The following is a 19,413-nucleotide window of genomic DNA, read 5'->3' as shown; positions in this document are numbered from 1 at the left end:
CCCTATGGCTCTACCATGCAAGCAGCAAGACTCCAATATATAACGAACCTCTAAATGAGCTAATCACGTCTATATCACACCGGATAATCCCGGTGTGATATTTTAGTAATCGGCCAAGGCTTATATTAATATCCGCGCACCCTTTCACCAAACATCAGTCAAAAGAATAAGATTTCGCTAGCCTTCTAGGGAATAATTTTACGGCTCATTGATCAATACAGGCGCCTTCTATATTATCAGCCGTATTGCCAAACCAGGTATTAAGGCAAGGTAAGGGATTAGTATCCTCAAGATCGGTAGAATTGTTATCAGTTGCCATATTGCCAACAATTACATTTCCGAATTGGCTATCCGTATCAAAAAAAAAGCAGATGGGAATGGCGTACTTAGCCAACGATATACCTACCGAAGTGCCGGGAATAGGGTTTATAAAACCAGTGAGTTCAACCGTATTTTGAGCAATGAAATTACCATCGCTACAAATTTCCATACCATAGCTATTAAATCCAGCTATCCTATTAGATATCATGGTTGAATTATCTGCCCCAAGATCAAGAAAGATACCAGTATCCGCAAATCCATCTGAACTAACAATCTCGTTATCTATCACCGTTGAGTTACTGCCTCTAATAAACACACCAATACCACCAAATGGTACATTAATTAACGAACCAGACAACGTATTGTTGTCCGAATCGAAGAAAACCCCATCTCCTGTAACATCACTTAACGTTATACCCGTAATTGTGTGGCCACCGGAACCTGTTGCAATGACTCCTGTACTACATTCATCCAATGTACCTCCAGAGGCGCCGCCAGATAATACAGCTCCTGTACCTTCAAGAATGACACCTGTTCCCCCCACACAATCAAACGTAAATCCATTCAAATTCAGGCTTCCTGTAGGGCCAGTTATTTCTACACCGGCATCACAAGAAAAGTTCCCAGTTAACACCTCTGGAGTTGTAATAGTACCGCCACACACTATGTCTGCATTTACACTTCCAGAGATTACTAACGCACTACCGAAAAATAGATAAGAATATAGTTTAGACTGCGTTCCTTCCTGCCAAATATTCATAATGAAGTCCTAAAATAATATTGTACCCCCCTAATAAAACTGTTTAGCTATTGATTACTACTCACCACCACAGCTAATTGCCACTTAAACCCGAGCTACCGGTCAGCCCAGCAACTGTTAACCCAATCAAATTACAATTGAGATCCTTACTTATTACTTCTGTACTCGCAATGGTATCAGCGTACACATCATCGGCATTTACATTATCCGAAAGAGCTGAAGTAGACCCAATAACAATTTTTAGTCATAACCATTATGCCCAGGCAATAAAAATCCTTGAAATCAGAAAAAAGAAAAAAGAAAAAAGAAAAAAGAATATTGGGATACATTTTGAGCCCAAAGAGTGAAATATCCATAGGAAAATATTCTCAATAGCTCTGGCAAGTAAAAGGTAATGGCATAGAGAATCTTGGGCAAGTAAAATAATCAAAACTCGTGCATAGACGTGAAGTGAAAAGCTTAAAATAGACTCCATAAAATTTACGCCAAAATATCCATCAATAGTAAAGCGTAACTACAGCTTAAACTTTAGGCTTAACGAATGAAGCGACTCAAACAACTATCTATCTCACACAGTTGTTTTGCTACAGGATCATCAACCTTGATTAAATTGAAATCCGAAAATTCAAACCCCGGGCCTACCGAACATCCGACCAAAACAGAACTCCCAATTGGCTCAGCAGCCTGCCAGGCACCAGCAGGAACAACATGACAAAATATATTATTCTTTGCGGAAATCTCAGTCCTTTGCAAACAGCTATCCCCCTCAGTCCAAATATAGAGATATAAGCCTTCCCCCCTATATAAATTCCAAACCTCATCAGATTCGACCCGGTGAAACCTAGATACTTCATCTTTCTGTAAGGAAAAGTAAATATGCGTCAATGCGCTTCGCTTCTGCCCATCCTCCCTTGTTACTATTGAGCTCGACTTAAACACCTGAAGAAATTTCCCGCCTTCAGGATGATCAATTAAGTTATCAGGCTTCATGGATTAATCAGCACCTTGTAATCAGAATTAGAAACATGTCTGATACTACATTACCACATAATGTATCAGTGAAATTTAATCCTTATAGACAACAAGCAAATAGTTGAGCGGATACGAATTGAACACAGGCTCACCCAGTTTACTTTAAGGTGAGCCTTGCAAAAAGCCTTAATTTAAACAACTGGGATTAGCAGTAGTAAAAGTGTTTCCACGCCAGACATTAATATTACTACATGCATTTGCATTTAGATCCTCCAAGTCAAAATCAGTATTTCCCTTGGATGTGTTGTTGAGAATAAAGTTAAAAAACTGATTAGCTGCTTCCATATAGATACCCACTGAACCATTCATCTCAGAGGTGTTCTGGCTATAATTCCCAAAGTTGGAATCAGCAATATAGATCCCATATCGATTATTATCATATATATAATTTTGGGCTAAACTTGGAGCATCACCATCCAACTGAATCCCATCTAGTAAGTTACTTTCGATAATATTTGAGATCAAGGTATTTCTTAGCCCCGTAACTAATATGCCAGTATTACCATTACCATTAGCACTTGAATTAGTAATTAGATTGAAGTCGCTCGATACCGCCAACCCTACAAAGTCATTATTGTTAGCAAAAATATTTGTGACATTATGAAATCCATCACCAGCCAATCTAACGCCCGTCTGGCAGAATGATATAGTACCTGCGCCCTCCAAATACCCCACAAGACCGACAACATCTATGCCTATTGCAGAATTATTGTCACAAGTAATGGTATGACCATTCATATCCAGGCCACCAGTTGGGCCAACAATGGTTATCGCGATATTATCTGTACATACCAAATCATCATCCAAAACTTCTCGGGTGTTAATGGTATCACCACAATCAACCGCCGATGCAAGCCCGGATATTAGCAAGCAAAAAGCACCTGCAAATATAGATAAAGCACACTTCATACCTTGTAATTGCCATATAGCCATCTTACTACCCTCTATAAAATCAGTTAATAATGACCTTCTCCTGAACAGAGTGTGATCCAGCTTGCTAAAAGGGCTATAAGAAATTTCTCTTAAAGAAATGGCCACTAAGTGTGGCGTATACATATCTATTAATGAGAAATAGTGGCTATCTGTGCCACTTACCTAAAATGCTAGAAAGCAGTGTTAGATATGGAGCCAGCGAACCTATACATGGCGCAATTAAGGGATTGGCACGAATTATCCGCCTTTATCCTTCCCCATAAAGGACTCTGCACAAATCTACCGCCAGCCTCATTACTATTATTGCACTTTATCTCAAGCAGCTTTGACACCTTTAATAGTATAAATCAGCGGAATCTCATGCCCTTTAAAAGACAGGTAGTATTTCCCCTTCTCACGTTCCACCATGCCATCAAAACAGTTGTAAGGACTATACGGGTATTCTTTTAGTTGAGTGATTTGAATACCATATTTTAATAATGCACTCACAACATCGCTAATCGGATGCGACCAGGTGGCTAGGGTAGACTTGTCACCCCGATCATTCTCTGTATAGGTACCCTGCTCTTCAATATCTGGATCGGCTCGATGAAAATATGTATAACCAGAGAAAATATCATAAAATGGATGAAATTCTGCGATGTAGAAAGTCCCCCCCGGCTTTAAGCATTGAGCAACAACTGATGCCCACCGCTCGATATCCGGCAACCAACAGAGTGCACCGTAGGAAGTAAAGACGATATCAAATTCTTTATTATTTGACTCTCCAAAACTGTAGATATCATTGCAGATAAACTCTCCATGTAAACCTGAACGGTCAGAAAGAGCCTGTGCTTCAGTAATGGCTACAGAAGAAATATCAACTCCCGTCACCTTCGCCCCCAATCGAGCCCAAGATAAGGTATCCAATCCAAAATGGCACTGTAAGTGGAGTAAACTTTTTCCAGACACACTACCTATATCTGAAAGCTCGACTTCATTTAAAGTAGATTTTCCGCTTAGAAACCCATCAATATTATAAAATTCAGACTTCACATGAATACGGGTGCGGCTATCCCAGGAGTGTCGGTTAATTTCAAAAAAATCCATGACTCACCTTCTAATTACTTATATTTATCGATTCTATTTAATTATCAAGGGTAAGAAATTTAAATTTACTTGTAAGTCCTATTCCGTTATGCCTCAAGTTCAAGAAAACTAAGATTGCCAATCATTCTAACTATATATTTACAGTAATGCTTCAGCTACAAAAGGCTCTATTGAACTAAATTGCAAGTACAAATCATGATTTACTATAAAGCAGGCTAAGAATCTTTGAGAAAAGCTCTAAATGGGGACAATAGAAGATAGAATCCTTAATCTACGATTGATTATCCTCATCATATCTTAGGCGCGCTTTACGAATCTCGGGATGATGTTCATCTGCCCAAGAGACTAACTTCCACACAGCTGCAGATAACCCCCTTCCCAGGTCAGTTAATTCATACTCCACTTTAACTGGAACCTGCGCAAAGACAGTACGGAGTACAAAACCATCGCGCTCTAAGTCGCGCAGGGTTTGCGTCAACATTCGCTGTGAAATCCCTTCAATGCGCGACTTCAGGGAGTTGAATCGATCTGGACCATCAACAAGGGCAAACAATATCAGGATGGACCACTTGTCACCAATTTGAGCTACCACATTGCGAACGGGACATTCATCATCATTCACAAACACGCGTCTCTCACTATTTTTATTCTGCTTCCCCACCCTTCCACTCCATAGGTTATCAAAAAGTAACTTAACCACTTAATAGTGCCTTATTGGCAACCAACTCTCAAGTGAGTAACCTAGTATAAATAAGTAACTTAACCCGAAATCACCTATAGACCCATATAGATATATACCCTGTTATGACCCAAGCTCTCTTAAACAAGGCCCTCACCCAATACGCCTCCAATAGACCCTCAACCGCTGACGATATATTTACACCGCAGTTTGTCTCTGTAGGGAAATTTAACATTCGCTTTCTTCGCAAGGAAAAACCTCAGGCTCCCAGCCTACTACTGCTGAATGGTCTACCCCAAAGTATTCGCATGTGGGAGTCATCCATTGAAGCATTTAGTGAAAAGTTTGATGTGCTAGCCTTTGATATCCCAGGATTTGGCTTATCAAAAGCAGAGGAAGGAGATATGTCTCCAAGCAGCCTGAGCGAAGCCCTTGTTCAAATAATGAACCATTTTGGCATCAAGCAGGCCCACCTGGTAGGGCCGGATGTGGGTGTGCCTATTGCTTTAGCGGCCGTTATTAACCACCCTCAACGATTCTTGAGTCTCAATATCTTTGACGGCCCAGGCACCTTCCCTCCAAAACTCTCTCCTATTCTTATGGCCGTTGTCAGATCTCGAATGGTTCGCTGGATAGCAAAAGGCTTAAACAAGAAGTCAGTAATGAAAACCAACTTCCTGACTGCCGTCAAAGACGGCTATCACAACTACAAACCCAGCAAACGAGCTATCCAAGAGTACTATGACATAGCCTTTAATAGTGATAGTCACAAGTGCGCCATCAGTTTCTTTGGAAGCTATTCGAAAGAGCTTCCATGGATTGAGAGAAAACTAAATGGTATTAATGTTCCGACATTGATCACTTGGGGCAAGAGAGATCCATTTGTTTTAGTGGATAATGCGACTGCCTTATCCAAGCATATCCCCAATAGTAAGCTAGTTATATTTGATAACGCATCTCACTTCTCATCGGAAGATGCTGGACAAGAGTATGTTGACTTGATAATCAATTGGGTAGATGGCGGCTTCCTTGAGCATCGTGACGCATGAGTTTTTAAATATTCTAAGAACAGATACCTAATCACTAACTGAATTCAAGGTGGCGTTAAACAATTTCGCCACCGATATATTAATGGGGCTCAACTACCATCATTAGAGCGCCCTTTATCAAATTGGTTTTTTAACTCATTAACTTTGACTCTGATTCAGCATCATCCTTCCCCTTTTTGGCCTTAATCTGTGAATCACCAATCAATGCGCGGCCTAGGTCTGAAGCATAAAATCCCGCAGCCAATATTACGAAGGCGCCAAATAATGTAATTCCATCAGGCAGATCTCCGAAGATTACAAAGCCAATAACAATAGCCCAAAATAGTAAAGCGTAACTAAAGGGCTGCAAAATAGAAGCTGGAGTAAGTGCCAGTGCCTTAATCAGTAAATAGTGGCCCATTGCACCTAAGAGCCCATTTAAAATCAACAATTGCCACCCTGATACTGTCGGCTCTACCCAATAAAATGGTGCTAAGCTTCCAAAAATAATAAGACCCATGGTCGCGGTATAGAAAACGGTTGTATCGGCACTATCAAAGTGTGAAACACGGCGTGAAAGCACTTGATATGCGGCCCATAGGATAGCTCCCAAGATGGGGATCAAGGTTTGCCAACCCATCATTCCCATTCCAGGCCTAATGATAATAAGGGCACCTATAAATCCAGCCGTAACACTTACCCAGCTCCTTGTATCTATCCTCTCCCCTAAAAACCATCCAGCCATTAATATTGCGAATAATGGAGCGGTCGCAGCTATAGCATGCACATCAGCCAAAGACATCATACTAAAAGCAAAAATAAATACTGACACCTCAAGAGCGAGAACAATAGAGCGAGCTAATTGAGTGCCAAATATTTCACTTCGCACTATATCCAAGCTCCCTTTGAGTCTTGCCAAGCTTATAACGATGAAGAAAAATATCGCGAAACGAATCGCCATTATTTGAACGATAGAATAGTTCTGAACGAGTAGCTTACCTGTTGCATCCATACCAGCCAAACAGAGCATTGCCAAAATAGTCAGAATAATTCCACGACTGTCTTTAAACTTCACTTTAAACTCTCTAATAAAGACTACAGATTCTATAAACAGAGCCACCGATTATAAATTAGTTATGAAATGTAAGAGCAGTCTGAATGCCTTGGGCTACCTGAGAATAGAAGCCGGAATATAACTTATCCCGGCACTAGTACGCCCTTAATTTTCAGTTACTGTAGAGGAAAGCTTGAAGTGACTGAGCGCCTTTTCAGCAATTTCTTTACCATATTCCTGCACAAAGTGGCCCGCCTCCGCTAGTTTGAGAGGCTCTGGGCAGTTTTTGATGGTTCCCCTCAGCAACTCCATCACTTTCTCACCAAGTACAAAGTCCCTCATTCCAATCGCCATAAAGCTCTCACCACCCCAGCTCCTAGACCAGAATTTTCGAGCCCTTACCCCTAGCTCTGCTCCCTCCATATCTGGATCAACCGGTACAATTGACGGGAATCGACGAACGCCAGCCTTATAGCGGTTGTCTGGAAAAGGCGCATCATAGGCTACTATATCGAATAAATTGACCTCAGATTGAGCATCATTGGCAATGAGCCCTCCCACAGGGATTTCAGGTACATTGACAGAGAAGTTCCGCCAGTGGTAGAACCCCTCTGATGCACCATCCCCTGCTGCGATAGCTGTATTCATTACCAGTAATCGGGTAAATCTATCCGGCATATCCATTGGGAGTGTCAATCCCAGAAGTCCACCCCAATCCTGGCAAACCAGCGTAATATTCTTAAGATCCAAATGCTCAATCAAACGCATCAGGCTGTTACGATGGAAGTTAAAAGTGTACACATCTTCATTGACGGGCTTATCTGAGCGGCCAAACCCAAACAAATCTGGAGCAATTACCCGGTGTCCTGCCTCAGCAAAAACTGGGATCATTTTTCTATATAAGTAACCCCAACTGGGCTCCCCATGGAGACAAAGAAAGGTAGTATCCGAATCCTGCTCCCCCTCATCGATATACGCCATACGCATAGAATCATAGCCTTCCAGGCTATCAATATAGTGGGGAGTATACGGAAAACCCGGTAGTAAAGAAAAGCGCTCCTCAGGAGTTCTCAATCGTTCAATAGACATCGGCAACCCTCTTTTAGTTGAAAGTTAAGTTAGCGCCTTGCTTCTGAAAAGCTAGATCAGTGGGAATCCAGAGATCATCCATTGTGGCGCTTTTATCGGTGCTTCAAATCTGAAAAGGTAACTGTAGAAAAATACCTATTATCCTACTAGATAATAAGGATAAATATGCTCCTAAAACATGGCATGATCTCTAATTTTTACATTTAGAAACCTTATTAGGCGCCAGATCACTTAAATTACCTCATAATGCCAATTTGGCAAGTCTGAAACCATTGAGCTAAGTACAACCGACCCTGTCAAAGCCGATTAATCAAACTTCTTACCATTAAAAACATATTAGATGTATTGAGATACCCATCTGGATGTAAGCTGTCTACCAGCAATACATCTCAATTATCAGTGAACTGGAATTGGAGCCTAGGAAAAATTAGGCTACAAAAATCACCGGGAGGCATATATCACTAGAAGAACAATATCTTTCATGACTATGAATCATGGACAACACCTCAATACACTTTACCAAAGCCCGCCAAGATCCAGCCCCTTTTCACTGGAGAATCCATTTCCACCTCCCTCGCGAACAGGGTTTTGGGTGCTGACTCCATGATTTTATATCCCCCATCATCAACATAAGTGACTAAAGCAACATGGGCAATATATCCTTTTTCAGTCTTTCTATAAAAAGCCAGATCCCCCAACTTCGGCTTATAAGATGCTGGCTTCAAAGATTGAATAGACTGGAAATAGGAATATAGATTTCTTGCACGGCGATGGAAAAATGGGTTCTCTGGGTTATTACCATTTCGAGCATCATAAAAATTTGGATTTTTTACAAAACTATCTCTCAATAAGACCTGAAATGAATATCCAGCCATTCCGTAAGCGATATTAGGTACATCACTACAGACAATAAATCCAAGTTTCCCTCCTATATTATTATACATCCCCATCAGTGGATCATAAGGCGTAAACCAAAGAGAATATGCATTATCGACAACCAAATTAACATTTGGAAGGCCATGATGATTGGTAAAACTTCTCTCCCCCTTATAGGTAGAAAAATAGACGAGCAGTGGTATTGCCAAAACAATAACAAGAAAGCCAATAAATTTTTTCATATTACCAAAAATGTACCAACCCAAAATCACCTATACCTATGAAACATTACTAAACTAATAAAAAGTAGGGGAAAAGAGTACAGCTAACAAACCCTTACGCCACTTTAATGCCACTTTTTAGTCCGAACGTCAACATACAGCTAGCAATAGGAATTGGAGTAACTACTCACAACCTAGTAGAACTATCTCCCACTGCCAATTTAAATTTGTATATGAACGTTAAGGTTTCACACCTGCAATGACCTTAGGGCTCTCCACCTCGACTCTAATTTCGCTTCATGAAAGCAGTTTAACCACATACTTTATTGGGGAGCCTCCGGAAGGATTTGGGTTAGACCACAAAGATCGAAGCTTCATTATTTGTATGGATTTGAAAATGGATTGTAGTTAAATTTTTCAGGCAATAAAAAAGCCGCACACTGGAGAAGTGTGCGGCAAAGCTTGGAAGCCTATGGGAGAGGCATGAGGTTAAAAATCGTACGCGAAGCTAAGCTTGATATTGCGCGGTAAGATGTAGCGGACATTAGACGCTAGCGGATCGCGGGGATCACCTTCGGTGATACCATCTTCATCAGTTAAGTTGTCCACAGCCAACTGGACAGTAATATCATTGATATAAGCCACCGCACCCAGGTCAACTTTTGTATAGGCTGGCAAAGTTACTTCATTGTTGCTTCCATTAAAGCGATCACCTACCCGACTGATATCGGTATACACAGCCATATCAATGTCATTCAGTGTGAAATCATAATTCTGGCTCAGGCGCACCTGGTATTCAGGCTGACGCATAACCTGGTTGCCTTCATATTCACCACTCGTGATTTCTGGCTTTTGCAGGGTAGTATTTAACCCAAAGATGAAATCTCCCCAGTGAACTTTACCGTCCAATTCGAGACCAAGCGCCTCAGTCTCTAAACGAGTACAGGTACTGCTGCCAATGATACAGTCAGGCATGCCCTGGGTTTCGTTGTAGAACAGAGTCGCAAAGAGGGAATAATCTTGCTCCTGCAATTTATAACCCAGTTCGTATTGGTCAATGTCGATTACAAGGTCAGACCCAGCAATGAAGCTATCACCGAACTCACGATAGTTGTCAAAGTCTGCGAACTTAAAGCCGGAGTTTATACGGAAAAAAGTGCCCATATTTTCGGCAAAGGCCCAGTCCACTGCGGCAGTATAAGCAGTGCCATCTTCGTCCGCTTTATAAGTGGTAAAATTGCCGTCTCGCTCACCATGATCCACGGAGTAATTGGTTTTGCGGTTTGCGGAACGCACGCCCAGATCGAAGGTAAAGTCCCCTAAGTAGAACTCACCGGCGACATAAAGCGCGTTTTCACGGGCATCACCCACGGCATCCACATCATATTTCCAATCACAAGTGGAAATATCTGCGGATGTATTACAAGCGAGATCACCAGTTAGCTCAGAGCCATCAGCAGTTCCTGTGATCAGCTCCCCATCTTGACCCAGTACGTAGTATTTCTGGTTACCCAGGGACCACCATTCATCAACTTCCCAGCTTGAGGTGTAATAACCGGCTGTTACTTTAAAGTTATCCCACTCTTTTGCCAGGCTAATGTCATTTGTCGTAGCCTCGATATCTTTGCGTACTACCCAGGCACCAAACTGCTGTACCACAGTATCGCCACTAAGTTCGTTTCCAGAGGCGGTTACTACTGCTTGATCAGTAAGAGAATTCAGCGATACAGGCGCACCATTAGGAACAAAACCCAAAGTATCAGCGTTACCTGCTGTAAGTCCAAAGCGTTCGGTGAGACTCCAACCATCCCCCAGGTCTAGCTCCAGATAAGCACCGGCTACATTGCCATTCCAGCCGCGCCCTTCGCCCATATCGAAAGTTTCCCAGGTAGTTTCTGAGCCGCCATTACCGTCAGCCTGAGTAATAGGTACAGAAACCTTGCGGTTACTGGGGCCTACCTGGGTGTAATCTGTTTCCAGAAATGCAGCATTGGGCAAATACCAGGTACCAGTATCTTTTGTATCCCGGATGTAAAAACCCGCTTTGCCGTTATCCATCTCTTTGGTGATGTGCAGGGTAAATTGATGCCCTTCTTCCGCATCAAAACCCGCATCACGAATGCCAGAGGAGGAAGATACGTAGCCTCCAACCATGTAGTACACATCATCCGAAACCTTACCGGTCATCACGGCATCGGTCCGCTGCAGATCATAGTCAGATAAAGTGTACTTAAATCGCCCCTCAGTCTCTTCAGTACCTTCTTTTAAGATAAAGTTGGTAGTCAGACCTGGCTGGCCATTGGAGAAAACCGGATTGGGTCCACCGCGCAGAGCTTCCACTCGCTGAATAGTTTCATCGACACGAAATAGAGAAGAGTTTTCTAAAAATGAGAGTGTTGGCGCTGGATACAGAGGCAATCCGTTCATGGATACCGTGACAAAGGGTGCATCACTACCGCCAGGGAAACCGCGAACATCGATATTTGCCCCAGAAACACCGCCAGAGCTCTCAACCCACAGGCCTGGAACGGACTTCAACAGGTCTGCAGTACTTGAAGGAGAGGCTTTGCTAATCTCATCATCACTTAAAGTTGTGATAGAAAAGCTGGCATCCAGCTTACGCATGCCTGCACCGCCAGGGGTGCCTGTTGTGATGACTTCCTCCATCACCATATCGTTTTCAGGGCTAATTTCTTGGGCTGCGGCATAGCCGCAAAGACCAACGGAGAGCGCGGCCATGGATACGGCCTGCGCCAATGGTTTCTTGCTCATCAACTCTTCCCTCTCGTCGTCATTCTTATCTGTTCTGATACTTCGGTGCTATTTTTATAAAGCTTTATGCAATCGATTGCATAAAGAGTTGCTAAACGCTGCTTGATGCACCGTGCTTTAACTATAATGCTCAAATGCAATCGATTGCAAATTGAATTAATGGCTAGATTTGAGTGACTAGTCATCCGTAAGGTCATCGCAGATCAAGATTTGAGGGGTATGGGCAGATTTTCTGCCATTGATAGAAGTTCATATTTGGAAACTACACCCGGATGTTCTTAGATTTAGTATGTAGGGCTGTCCAAATGTGGCGCCAAATTATTGATTCTAGAAGCATTCGGCGACGAGTGGTTCCATATAAGTGCCAAGCGGCCGGGAGAGTTATCGTGGAAAAAGGCAAGTGCCAACAGGCGAAGCATCACTCACATACCCATAATAGCCACTGTGGCCACACAGCCATTCGCCACAGGGACCATATCTGCTACCTCCATGACGGCCACCTACACCATCCCCACAAAGACCACTACGACGAACACGCCTTGGAAATAAGCACCCAAAACCCGGAGGGCTGCCACCCTGTTAAAGGGGGCTACGACAGCTCCCATGTCCATGGCAAAAACTGTGGCCATGAGCAGGTTCCCCACGGAGATCATGTTGACTACCTGGTTAACGGGCGACTTCACCATGTTCATGGTGATCACTGTGATGACCATGGGCCTGTCGAGCTAGCTAAACATCAGTAAGCCTGCTAGCCAAAACTTGGCGAGGCCAAGCTTTATAGCAATCCAAAGTTATCTGGGCGCCGATCACATAAGCTGAGATTTTATTTCTACTGACGGCGCCCTTTCATGTGCAGATCACGTTTTAGCCGCTATCTATGCCTATGCCATTAAATAAACTTCTTCGAAGTTGAGCCTCAGATCAATTCATTAACACTAAAGACTTTTGCATTACAAACTCTTGAAATAAAAATCTCTGGGCAACCTAAATGAAAGCCCCACGAAGAGAAAGAAAAGTACATTGGCCAACCTGTTTTCTAGTGCTGAAGACGAGAAGGAGTTGCCAAGCAATTCCTTTTTGGTGAGTTCTTTCAAAAAGCGGCCATCCTTTTGATCAACACAAGGGGCATTATTGAGGAAGTTCTCTTTGGTGATCTGGAGGTAAAAGACCTGGAAGTGAAAGCCGGCAAATGCCTTATTTTCTCACCCCTAAATATGCACACATCCTTTGCAAACACATCACAAGATAAATCTCGATTTTCGTTTGCCAGGAGGTATACAGCTAATCACGTAAAAGTTGCTCCTTATGGCAAAGACAACATTTCAACTATGGAGGACTTGCTGGAATTCACATTGCAATTTTCAGGTGTTTGGCAAAGATTCTTACGACTACAATGAAATCCTGGATGATGATGAAGATGATGAGTCTACTTCAGAATAGCTATTCCCCCTCTGCTATGGGGCAATTAGCAGTAAATCATTATTTCGGTAAGTTTGGTAATATAGTTTAAAGAAATATAAGTAATGTAGCTTCCTCTCAATATCCTAAAAAACTAGTGGCAGCACTAGCTTGAGCAGTCCTCCACACGACACTTTATCTTTAGCACTAAACTGTATATATTTCGACGAATATAGAACTTATGACCAAATCATGATGGAAATCGAAGAAGTAGCCAAATCACTCAAAGAGCTGGGACACCCAACCCGCTTGTTGATCTACAAAAAAGTAGTCAAAGCCGGACTACCGGGTATTCCTGTAGGCAACATCCAGGAGCAATTAGATATCCCCGGATCAACCCTCTCCCACCATATTTCCAGTCTGATTTCGGCAGGATTAATTTTCCAGCGACGCGAGAGCCGCACCCTCTACTGCGTAGCCGAATATCAGCACTTGACTGAGGTTATTCAGTTTTTACAAGATGAATGCTGCCACGATGATTTCAATACACCGATAAAGTGTCCTGATATCAAGTGTGCGGTACCGGATCAGCACTGAACAATGTCGCTCTTGCTTCGGGCGCCCCCTATCGATGGAGCGTCCGAACTTTCTTCTCTTCACCCCGATGGATACATTTAGGCCCTAAATTCTGCTTTAAGTACCGCTAGAATGACCATTTACAGAAATAGCCAGCTTTAGTTGGCTCCCCTCCCTTGATACCTTTCTTGGATACCTCGGAAATAACTCGAACACACACCTTTACTTAACATTCATATTTCCATTATTCTAGAAATTTCATATCATCTGAGCTGTATACCCCAGCATACAAAGGCCAGAGGAAACCATGAAAAAGAGCCATCCAAACGCCATTCAGGCAGCCAATGAAGCGGTAGAGTGGGGGCTTGCCCATGGCTTGGCTTTCAAATCTAGTCGTGGCTCAGCGAGCCATGTTCCTTTTAGCCTTACCCCGAGTACTATCGCCCTGGAACGGTTTGAGACGTTAAAGAAAGCAGTACCCCTATTGGGAAAGCTGATACATCAAGTCTCAGAAGATCACCAATTTCTTCACGAAGCTATCAGGCCTGTTGCACATGGAGACCCGTTTTTCGGTGCCTTACTCGCCATGCATGGTCAAATAAAAAATGCGCCCCGCCTCCCCCTCCTGATTATGAGAAGTGACTTTATGGACGATGTGAGCCAAGGACCAAAGCTCATTGAGTTCAATGGAATCGCAGCAGGAATGGGGCCCTTCGGGCAGCGTATTTACGAGTTGCACCAATTCATCCGCTCGCAAAGTCCTGAAACCTATTCCGATTGGTCCAATACTTCGAACGGCCAACCTATAGAGAACCCAGCAATTGAGCGACTCTCCCAAGGCCTTGCCGATGCGACAAGAGCCATCAAAAGCGAGTTTGGAGATGGTGGCAGCCCAACATTTCTAATGGTGATACAGGAGCATGAAGACAATGTCTTCGACCAACACCTTCTTGAATATGCCTTAGCTGAAAAAGGCATTCGTACGGTACGAAAGACCTTTCGCGAACTCAAAGCGGGCCTGGTAACTGGCCCCAACAATAGGCTCTTGCTGCAAGGAATAGGCCCTGTAGATTGCGTGTATTTACGAGCCGGCTACAACTACTGTGATTATGTCGCCAAAGACCTGGATAGCGAGCGCTGCTGTGAAACACTGATGCAATCGCGAATTTTGCTTGAGAGCCATCGGATCGCAATTAATGCAACCGTAAGCCAACAGCTGGCTACCAGCAAGCGTGTACAAATGATCCTTTCGTCCATGTCAGTAGACATGCTAACCGGATTCAATGTATCCCAGGATGAAGCGGTTTTAATCAAGTCATTACTTGGCGACATGCAACCAATTACATCAGAAACGATAGAATGGTTCGGTCAGCAGAACGCCTCTAAGTGGGTGCTCAAAAATCAGGGAGAAGGCGGCGGGCACTGTGTCTTTGGCCAGGATATCAAGCTGAAACTCAAACAGCTCTCAGTAGACGAATACCCTGCCTGGGCACTAATGCCACGCTTGAGCCCGCCCCCTAGAAGCAACCCCGCCCTGGTAGTCAGAGACTCTGAATTATATTTAGTAGGCGATTTAATCAGTGAAATAGGTATGTTTACGGTTCATTTCAATGGTCAACCAGCTACTTCAGAACAAGGTTTTGCCGGCTACTTAGTTCGAAGTAAATCCTCTCAGGAAATGGAGGGTGGCGTGCATAGTGGCAAGGGCGTTTTAGATTCACTGGTATTCAATATCGCATGACAACATCACAAGCATTCCGTAAAAGGATCTCTTGGCACCATAAATCACACTTCAAAGCGGATGAAAATACATTAACAAAACCTATTATGGCTATTCGTTACATGATATAGATCATATTGTAGAGGCGCCTAAGGTCCTTGCTCCAATGATAGAACCAAACCACCACTCATGTAGCTCGATGAAAGCACATGGCGCTGAGGAACTATCCCATCATGATAAGGGATTTTATATTGCTGGTATTAAATCCTATGGTCGGGCACCTACTTTCCTAATGCTGACGGGATATGAGCAGGTTCGCTCTATTGCAGATGAGCTGGCAGGAAATTATCAAGCTGCTCGCAGGCTGGAGTTGAATTTTCTTGGGGATGACACCAGTATCTGCCAGAAAAATGAAAACCGTGTTTGCGCTAAAGAATCAGCAGCATCAAACTGCTGCTAGTAACACAGAATGCCCCAACAGGTCCTAAATTTGGCAATCAATAATCCTAGCAATTGATTGCCAAGACCTGGGCCAACAATACCCCCCTTTCTCCCATAGATCATGTCGTATTCCTCGACCTAGGATACACTCCAAACTATTGCGCCAACAGGCGGTTCAGTAATTGCCTAGTATTAATGAACGAATAATGACACCTAAAACAGGTTCATGACAGATTCAATATTGACCCCAAATTTTGCCTGACAACCTCTTAACCGCAGGAATAAATCAGTGAGCGATACACTAAAAAAAATGTTCAGAGGAATGAGCAACCTGGCGGACACTGCTAATTTTCCAATCTCAAATATTCAGCACCTCAAAATATTAGCTGGAGTCACAACAATACTACTTTATCGAGTATTCATCCTACCCTGGCAGAAAACTAAAAAACAAAAGCTATTAGAAACACTTGATCAGCTAAAAGACTTAAAGATAAACCTACCAAGAAAATGGTCAAATGCAGGGGGAGATGACAACTTTTTTCTCAGCGATGGAGACCTCTCGTTTTTTGAGCAGAATGGATATCTCCCCCTTTCCAAGCAATTGACAAAAAGGGGGCCGAACAACTGAAGGTACTGGCCCTAGAGGAGTACGACAGTGATTTCCAGGGTACTTGTTATTTGGGGCAGCATATCCCCCAAATAGAGAAGAAACATGGACGCTGGTCAATAGACTATGCGGGATTGTACCAAGCACTGCGACTTAAGCCATTTCGGGAGTTGATCCGAAAGCCCCAAATATCCCAACGTCTCGCCAGCCTTCTCGGACATGAAGTTTTGTGTTGGCGCAGCCAGTTCTTTCATAAATTACCAGGAACCGACGAAACCCCTTGGCACCAAAATGCAACTTTTAGAGAGGCCGGGAAATATGCGAAGTTACAACCTACTCAAGAAACTTCTCCAGCAATAATCCAACTAAATGCTTGGGTTGCTCTCACAGATTCCACCCCCGAAAATGGATGTTTGCGGATACTGGCAGGCTCCTTTACCGACGCCAGGATCGACTATCTTTATAATTTTACGCCCAATAACAAGATATTCTACTTATCCTTACTACCCCTGTCGCCAGTTTATCTATACCACGCAGTAAAGGTCGCTTTTTATGGAAGGACGTTTAACAAAAGTGCTCTTGTCCTATTTACTGCTCTCAAGTTGATTGGAGAAGATTTCTTTGACCAGTTCGAAGTAAAGGATATTAAGATGAAGGCTGGAGAGTGCTTGATTTTCTCATCATTAAACATGCATGCCTCATACCCAAACAGCAGTAAGACTCAAGGGCGATTTTCCTTTGTAGCAAGATGCACTGCTAACCACGTAAAAGTAGCCCCTTATGGCAAGGACATGTATTCAACTGACGAGGGTTTAATTGAATATGATATTCCCGACGTCAGCACTTTCCAGGTCTACGGCAATGATACCTATGGCTACAACAAAATCCTTAAGGAATAACCAACCTCTTAGAGCTTTGTCAGGTTTTGGATATAGGCATGTCGCACTACAGGGAAAGTTACAATAAGCTTTGCCAGAATACGAACCAACTCTATATTCACCCAGGCATTTGAACTAATAATTCGTCTAATAATTTCTGTCTTCCGGATAGTCGCCGCGCCTATTTTATGCCTCTCATCAGAATAACTATCTACTGTGCCGTTTATAATGGCATCAACCGCAGCTATCGCATCGGCAATACCCAGGTTCATACCTTTACCACCTACCGGAGAATGGCAGTGAGCGGCATCTCCCACTAAAAGTACGCGCTGGGAGCGATAACTTTTCGCCTGGCGAATGGAAATTTGAAAACTACCGGAGCGGCGGATATTACTGATGTTTAACGGTTGATGTAAGGCTGCTAATGCATCTGGCTGGGTAGCAACTACTCTTAATCGCTGCTTCCCCATGGGCAAAACAATCGTAAATTGATTGCCGGGCTTCTGAATATCTACACTAATCAAGTCAGGGTCACACTTCTCCTCTGTGTCCACATCAGCAACCCCCCAGGGTTGTGGCAAATCTATACCCGGAAAGGGAATGCCCAGCTTTTCACGAATTGTTGAATGAACTCCGTCAGCAGCAATTAACCAGTCAAAGCATTCGACACTGCCGTCAGACAGGGTGACTTCCACTCTGTGCTCACTAGAGCCCACCTCAGTAGCGGCAATACCGTATTCAACTACAACACCCTGCGTGAGCAGAGCGTCCTTCAAGATCTCCTCAGTGCGATTTTGCGGTAACCCAAAGCCCACATACTCTTTATATGCATCGCCCCGGTTGTCCAAAAATAACAGCGGCCTACCCGCTTGAAGATATTGAACTTTGCAGAGTCGCATCGCCTCAGAGACCAAATTATCTGAAACACCAACCTTAAGAAGGCGCCTGATGGTGCAGGGAAAAATACCGACTGCCCGAGAGAGTTCACTGGGCTTGCTACGGCGTTCAACTATTCGGCATTTGATTCCATAGAAAGACAAAGCACAAGCTGCCGCCAACCCCGTTGGACCCGCACCAACCACTAACACCCGGTCTATATGGCTCACTGGTACCATTGCACCCTGTCGTAGAACTCACTTCTATTGTAGAAGCCAGGGAAAAAGCAAGGCACGGCCATCATAGAAGTAAGCTCACCTGCTGTGATAAAATCGCAATTTCAGGGCACCCCTCATATGATCGACCTCAGTATTTTACCCGCCTTCTTGATCGCAGCGATTGTTCTAGCGGCCTCCCCTGGTCCTGACCTACTGTTAATATCTGCTTACTCTTCGGCTCGCGGATTTACTGCAGGAGCAATGATCTCATTGGGCATTTTTACTGCCGGGATGGTGCAAACGGCGCTAGTTGCTCTCGGACTCGGACATATTATGCAGACGATGCCTCTGGTAGCACTGGTAGTAAAACTGGTAGGCGCCGTATATTTAGCTTGGCTTGGATTGTCACTCCTTCGCAATTGGCGTTCAAATAAAGTGACAAAAAATAACCAACCAGATACCGTGGTTCTGTCGGCAACACAGCTGATCGCCCGGGGCTTACTCAACAACCTAATGAACCCCAAAGCCCTACTTTTCTTTAGCCTTTTCCTGCCTCAATTTACCGTGCCATCCCAAGCAATCACGACCCAAATCCTTGTATTGGGCGTACTCTTAAGCATTACAGCGCTGGCTTTTAACACCCTGGTATCTCTATCGTTTAGCAAGCTGGGAAAATCTCTTGCTACACAGGCCAATATTCAGCGGCACCTGGATGGTTTTCTTGGAGTTATTTTCCTCGGCTTGGCCTCTCGCCTGGCTTTTGACCGCTGATTTTTTATAGTTTTATGGACGACAGGAAGCTTTCTGTGAAAATATAGCGGCAGTCAAAGTACTTTCAGCAGTCC

19 protein-coding genes are annotated in these 19,413 nt (G+C 43.6%); 9 read left to right on the top strand and 10 right to left on the bottom strand.

The features are described 5' to 3' along the window. Positions 1-205: 205 nt before the first annotated feature. From ACJJI5_RS09820 to ACJJI5_RS09800, 5 genes are all read right to left on the bottom strand, one after another. Positions 206-1,081, bottom strand: a complete 876-nt coding sequence (locus ACJJI5_RS09820; protein ID WP_445356135.1) for a right-handed parallel beta-helix repeat-containing protein — start codon at positions 1,079-1,081, stop codon at positions 206-208. A gap of 534 nt (positions 1,082-1,615) precedes the next feature. Beyond that, positions 1,616-2,071, bottom strand: a complete 456-nt coding sequence (locus ACJJI5_RS09815; protein WP_444905663.1) for a cupin domain-containing protein — start codon at positions 2,069-2,071, stop codon at positions 1,616-1,618. Between the two features lie 168 nt (positions 2,072-2,239). Then, the gene (locus ACJJI5_RS09810) at positions 2,240-3,046 is read right to left on the bottom strand and encodes a right-handed parallel beta-helix repeat-containing protein (protein ID WP_445356134.1); all 807 of its coding nucleotides are present in this window, start codon (positions 3,044-3,046) and stop codon (positions 2,240-2,242) included. A gap of 315 nt (positions 3,047-3,361) precedes the next feature. After that, a complete protein-coding gene (locus ACJJI5_RS09805) occupies positions 3,362-4,135 on the bottom strand; it encodes a class I SAM-dependent methyltransferase (RefSeq protein ID WP_444913425.1) in 774 nt (257 codons plus the stop codon). 271 nt (positions 4,136-4,406) lie between these two features. Continuing rightward, on the bottom strand, positions 4,407-4,796 hold the full coding sequence (locus ACJJI5_RS09800; protein WP_444913424.1) for a winged helix-turn-helix transcriptional regulator: 390 nt from the start codon (positions 4,794-4,796) through the stop codon (positions 4,407-4,409). A gap of 143 nt (positions 4,797-4,939) precedes the next feature. On the opposite strand from ACJJI5_RS09800, the gene ACJJI5_RS09795 reads away from it, so the two are divergent. Continuing rightward, on the top strand, positions 4,940-5,863 hold the full coding sequence (locus ACJJI5_RS09795; RefSeq protein WP_444913423.1) for an alpha/beta fold hydrolase: 924 nt from the start codon (positions 4,940-4,942) through the stop codon (positions 5,861-5,863). 130 nt (positions 5,864-5,993) lie between these two features. Here the strand turns inward: ACJJI5_RS09795 and ACJJI5_RS09790 are convergent, their stop codons facing one another. The 4 genes from ACJJI5_RS09790 to ACJJI5_RS09775 form a co-directional block, all read right to left on the bottom strand. Then, positions 5,994-6,917, bottom strand: coding sequence for a DMT family transporter (locus ACJJI5_RS09790; RefSeq protein WP_444913422.1), 924 nt, complete (start codon positions 6,915-6,917; stop codon positions 5,994-5,996). Between the two features lie 144 nt (positions 6,918-7,061). Then, positions 7,062-7,985, bottom strand: coding sequence for a haloalkane dehalogenase (locus ACJJI5_RS09785; RefSeq protein ID WP_444913421.1), 924 nt, complete (start codon positions 7,983-7,985; stop codon positions 7,062-7,064). A gap of 506 nt (positions 7,986-8,491) precedes the next feature. Next, complete coding sequence (locus ACJJI5_RS09780) at positions 8,492-9,103, bottom strand: CHAP domain-containing protein (protein WP_413665282.1); 612 nt, start codon at positions 9,101-9,103, stop codon at positions 8,492-8,494. 468 nt (positions 9,104-9,571) lie between these two features. Next, positions 9,572-11,854 (bottom strand): TonB-dependent receptor, encoded by a 2,283-nt coding sequence (locus ACJJI5_RS09775; RefSeq protein ID WP_445356133.1) that lies wholly within the window; start codon positions 11,852-11,854, stop codon positions 9,572-9,574. Positions 11,855-12,240: 386 nt separating this feature from the next. Here ACJJI5_RS09775 and ACJJI5_RS09770 point away from each other — a divergent pair, with 386 nt between their 5' ends. The 7 genes from ACJJI5_RS09770 to ACJJI5_RS09740 all read left to right on the top strand — a co-directional run bounded on the left by ACJJI5_RS09770 (position 12,241) and on the right by ACJJI5_RS09740 (position 17,495). After that, complete coding sequence (locus ACJJI5_RS09770) at positions 12,241-12,597, top strand: hypothetical protein (protein ID WP_444913419.1); 357 nt, start codon at positions 12,241-12,243, stop codon at positions 12,595-12,597. A 366-nt stretch (positions 12,598-12,963) separates the two neighbouring features. Then, entirely contained in the window at positions 12,964-13,251 is a 288-nt protein-coding gene (locus tag ACJJI5_RS09765; RefSeq protein WP_444916170.1) for a phytanoyl-CoA dioxygenase family protein, read from the top strand. Positions 13,252-13,504: 253 nt separating this feature from the next. After that, the gene (locus ACJJI5_RS09760; RefSeq protein ID WP_444905674.1) at positions 13,505-13,849 is read left to right on the top strand and encodes an ArsR/SmtB family transcription factor; all 345 of its coding nucleotides are present in this window, start codon (positions 13,505-13,507) and stop codon (positions 13,847-13,849) included. 286 nt (positions 13,850-14,135) lie between these two features. Continuing rightward, positions 14,136-15,569 carry a hypothetical protein gene (locus ACJJI5_RS09755; RefSeq protein WP_445356132.1) on the top strand — a complete coding sequence of 478 codons (1,434 nt, stop codon included), beginning with the start codon at positions 14,136-14,138 and terminating at the stop codon, positions 15,567-15,569. 178 nt (positions 15,570-15,747) lie between these two features. After that, a complete protein-coding gene (locus ACJJI5_RS09750; protein ID WP_444916915.1) occupies positions 15,748-16,008 on the top strand; it encodes a hypothetical protein in 261 nt (86 codons plus the stop codon). 270 nt (positions 16,009-16,278) lie between these two features. Next, the gene (locus ACJJI5_RS09745; protein ID WP_445356131.1) at positions 16,279-16,617 is read left to right on the top strand and encodes a hypothetical protein; all 339 of its coding nucleotides are present in this window, start codon (positions 16,279-16,281) and stop codon (positions 16,615-16,617) included. 50 nt (positions 16,618-16,667) lie between these two features. Next, the gene (locus ACJJI5_RS09740; RefSeq protein ID WP_445356130.1) at positions 16,668-17,495 is read left to right on the top strand and encodes a phytanoyl-CoA dioxygenase family protein; all 828 of its coding nucleotides are present in this window, start codon (positions 16,668-16,670) and stop codon (positions 17,493-17,495) included. An 8-nt stretch (positions 17,496-17,503) separates the two neighbouring features. On the opposite strand, the gene ACJJI5_RS09735 is transcribed toward ACJJI5_RS09740, so the two are convergent. Continuing rightward, the gene (locus ACJJI5_RS09735; RefSeq protein ID WP_444905677.1) at positions 17,504-18,580 is read right to left on the bottom strand and encodes an FAD-dependent oxidoreductase; all 1,077 of its coding nucleotides are present in this window, start codon (positions 18,578-18,580) and stop codon (positions 17,504-17,506) included. Positions 18,581-18,706: 126 nt separating this feature from the next. Between ACJJI5_RS09735 and ACJJI5_RS09730 the strand changes: the two genes are divergently transcribed. Continuing rightward, positions 18,707-19,339, top strand: coding sequence for a LysE family translocator (locus ACJJI5_RS09730; RefSeq protein ID WP_444916912.1), 633 nt, complete (start codon positions 18,707-18,709; stop codon positions 19,337-19,339). Positions 19,340-19,413: the final 74 nt, after the last annotated feature.

This window comes from Microbulbifer maximicatervae (SeqCode) (genome assembly GCF_052467955.1).
The sequence above is the reverse complement of the archived record's forward strand: the minus strand, read 5'-3'. Positions and strand labels throughout refer to the sequence as shown.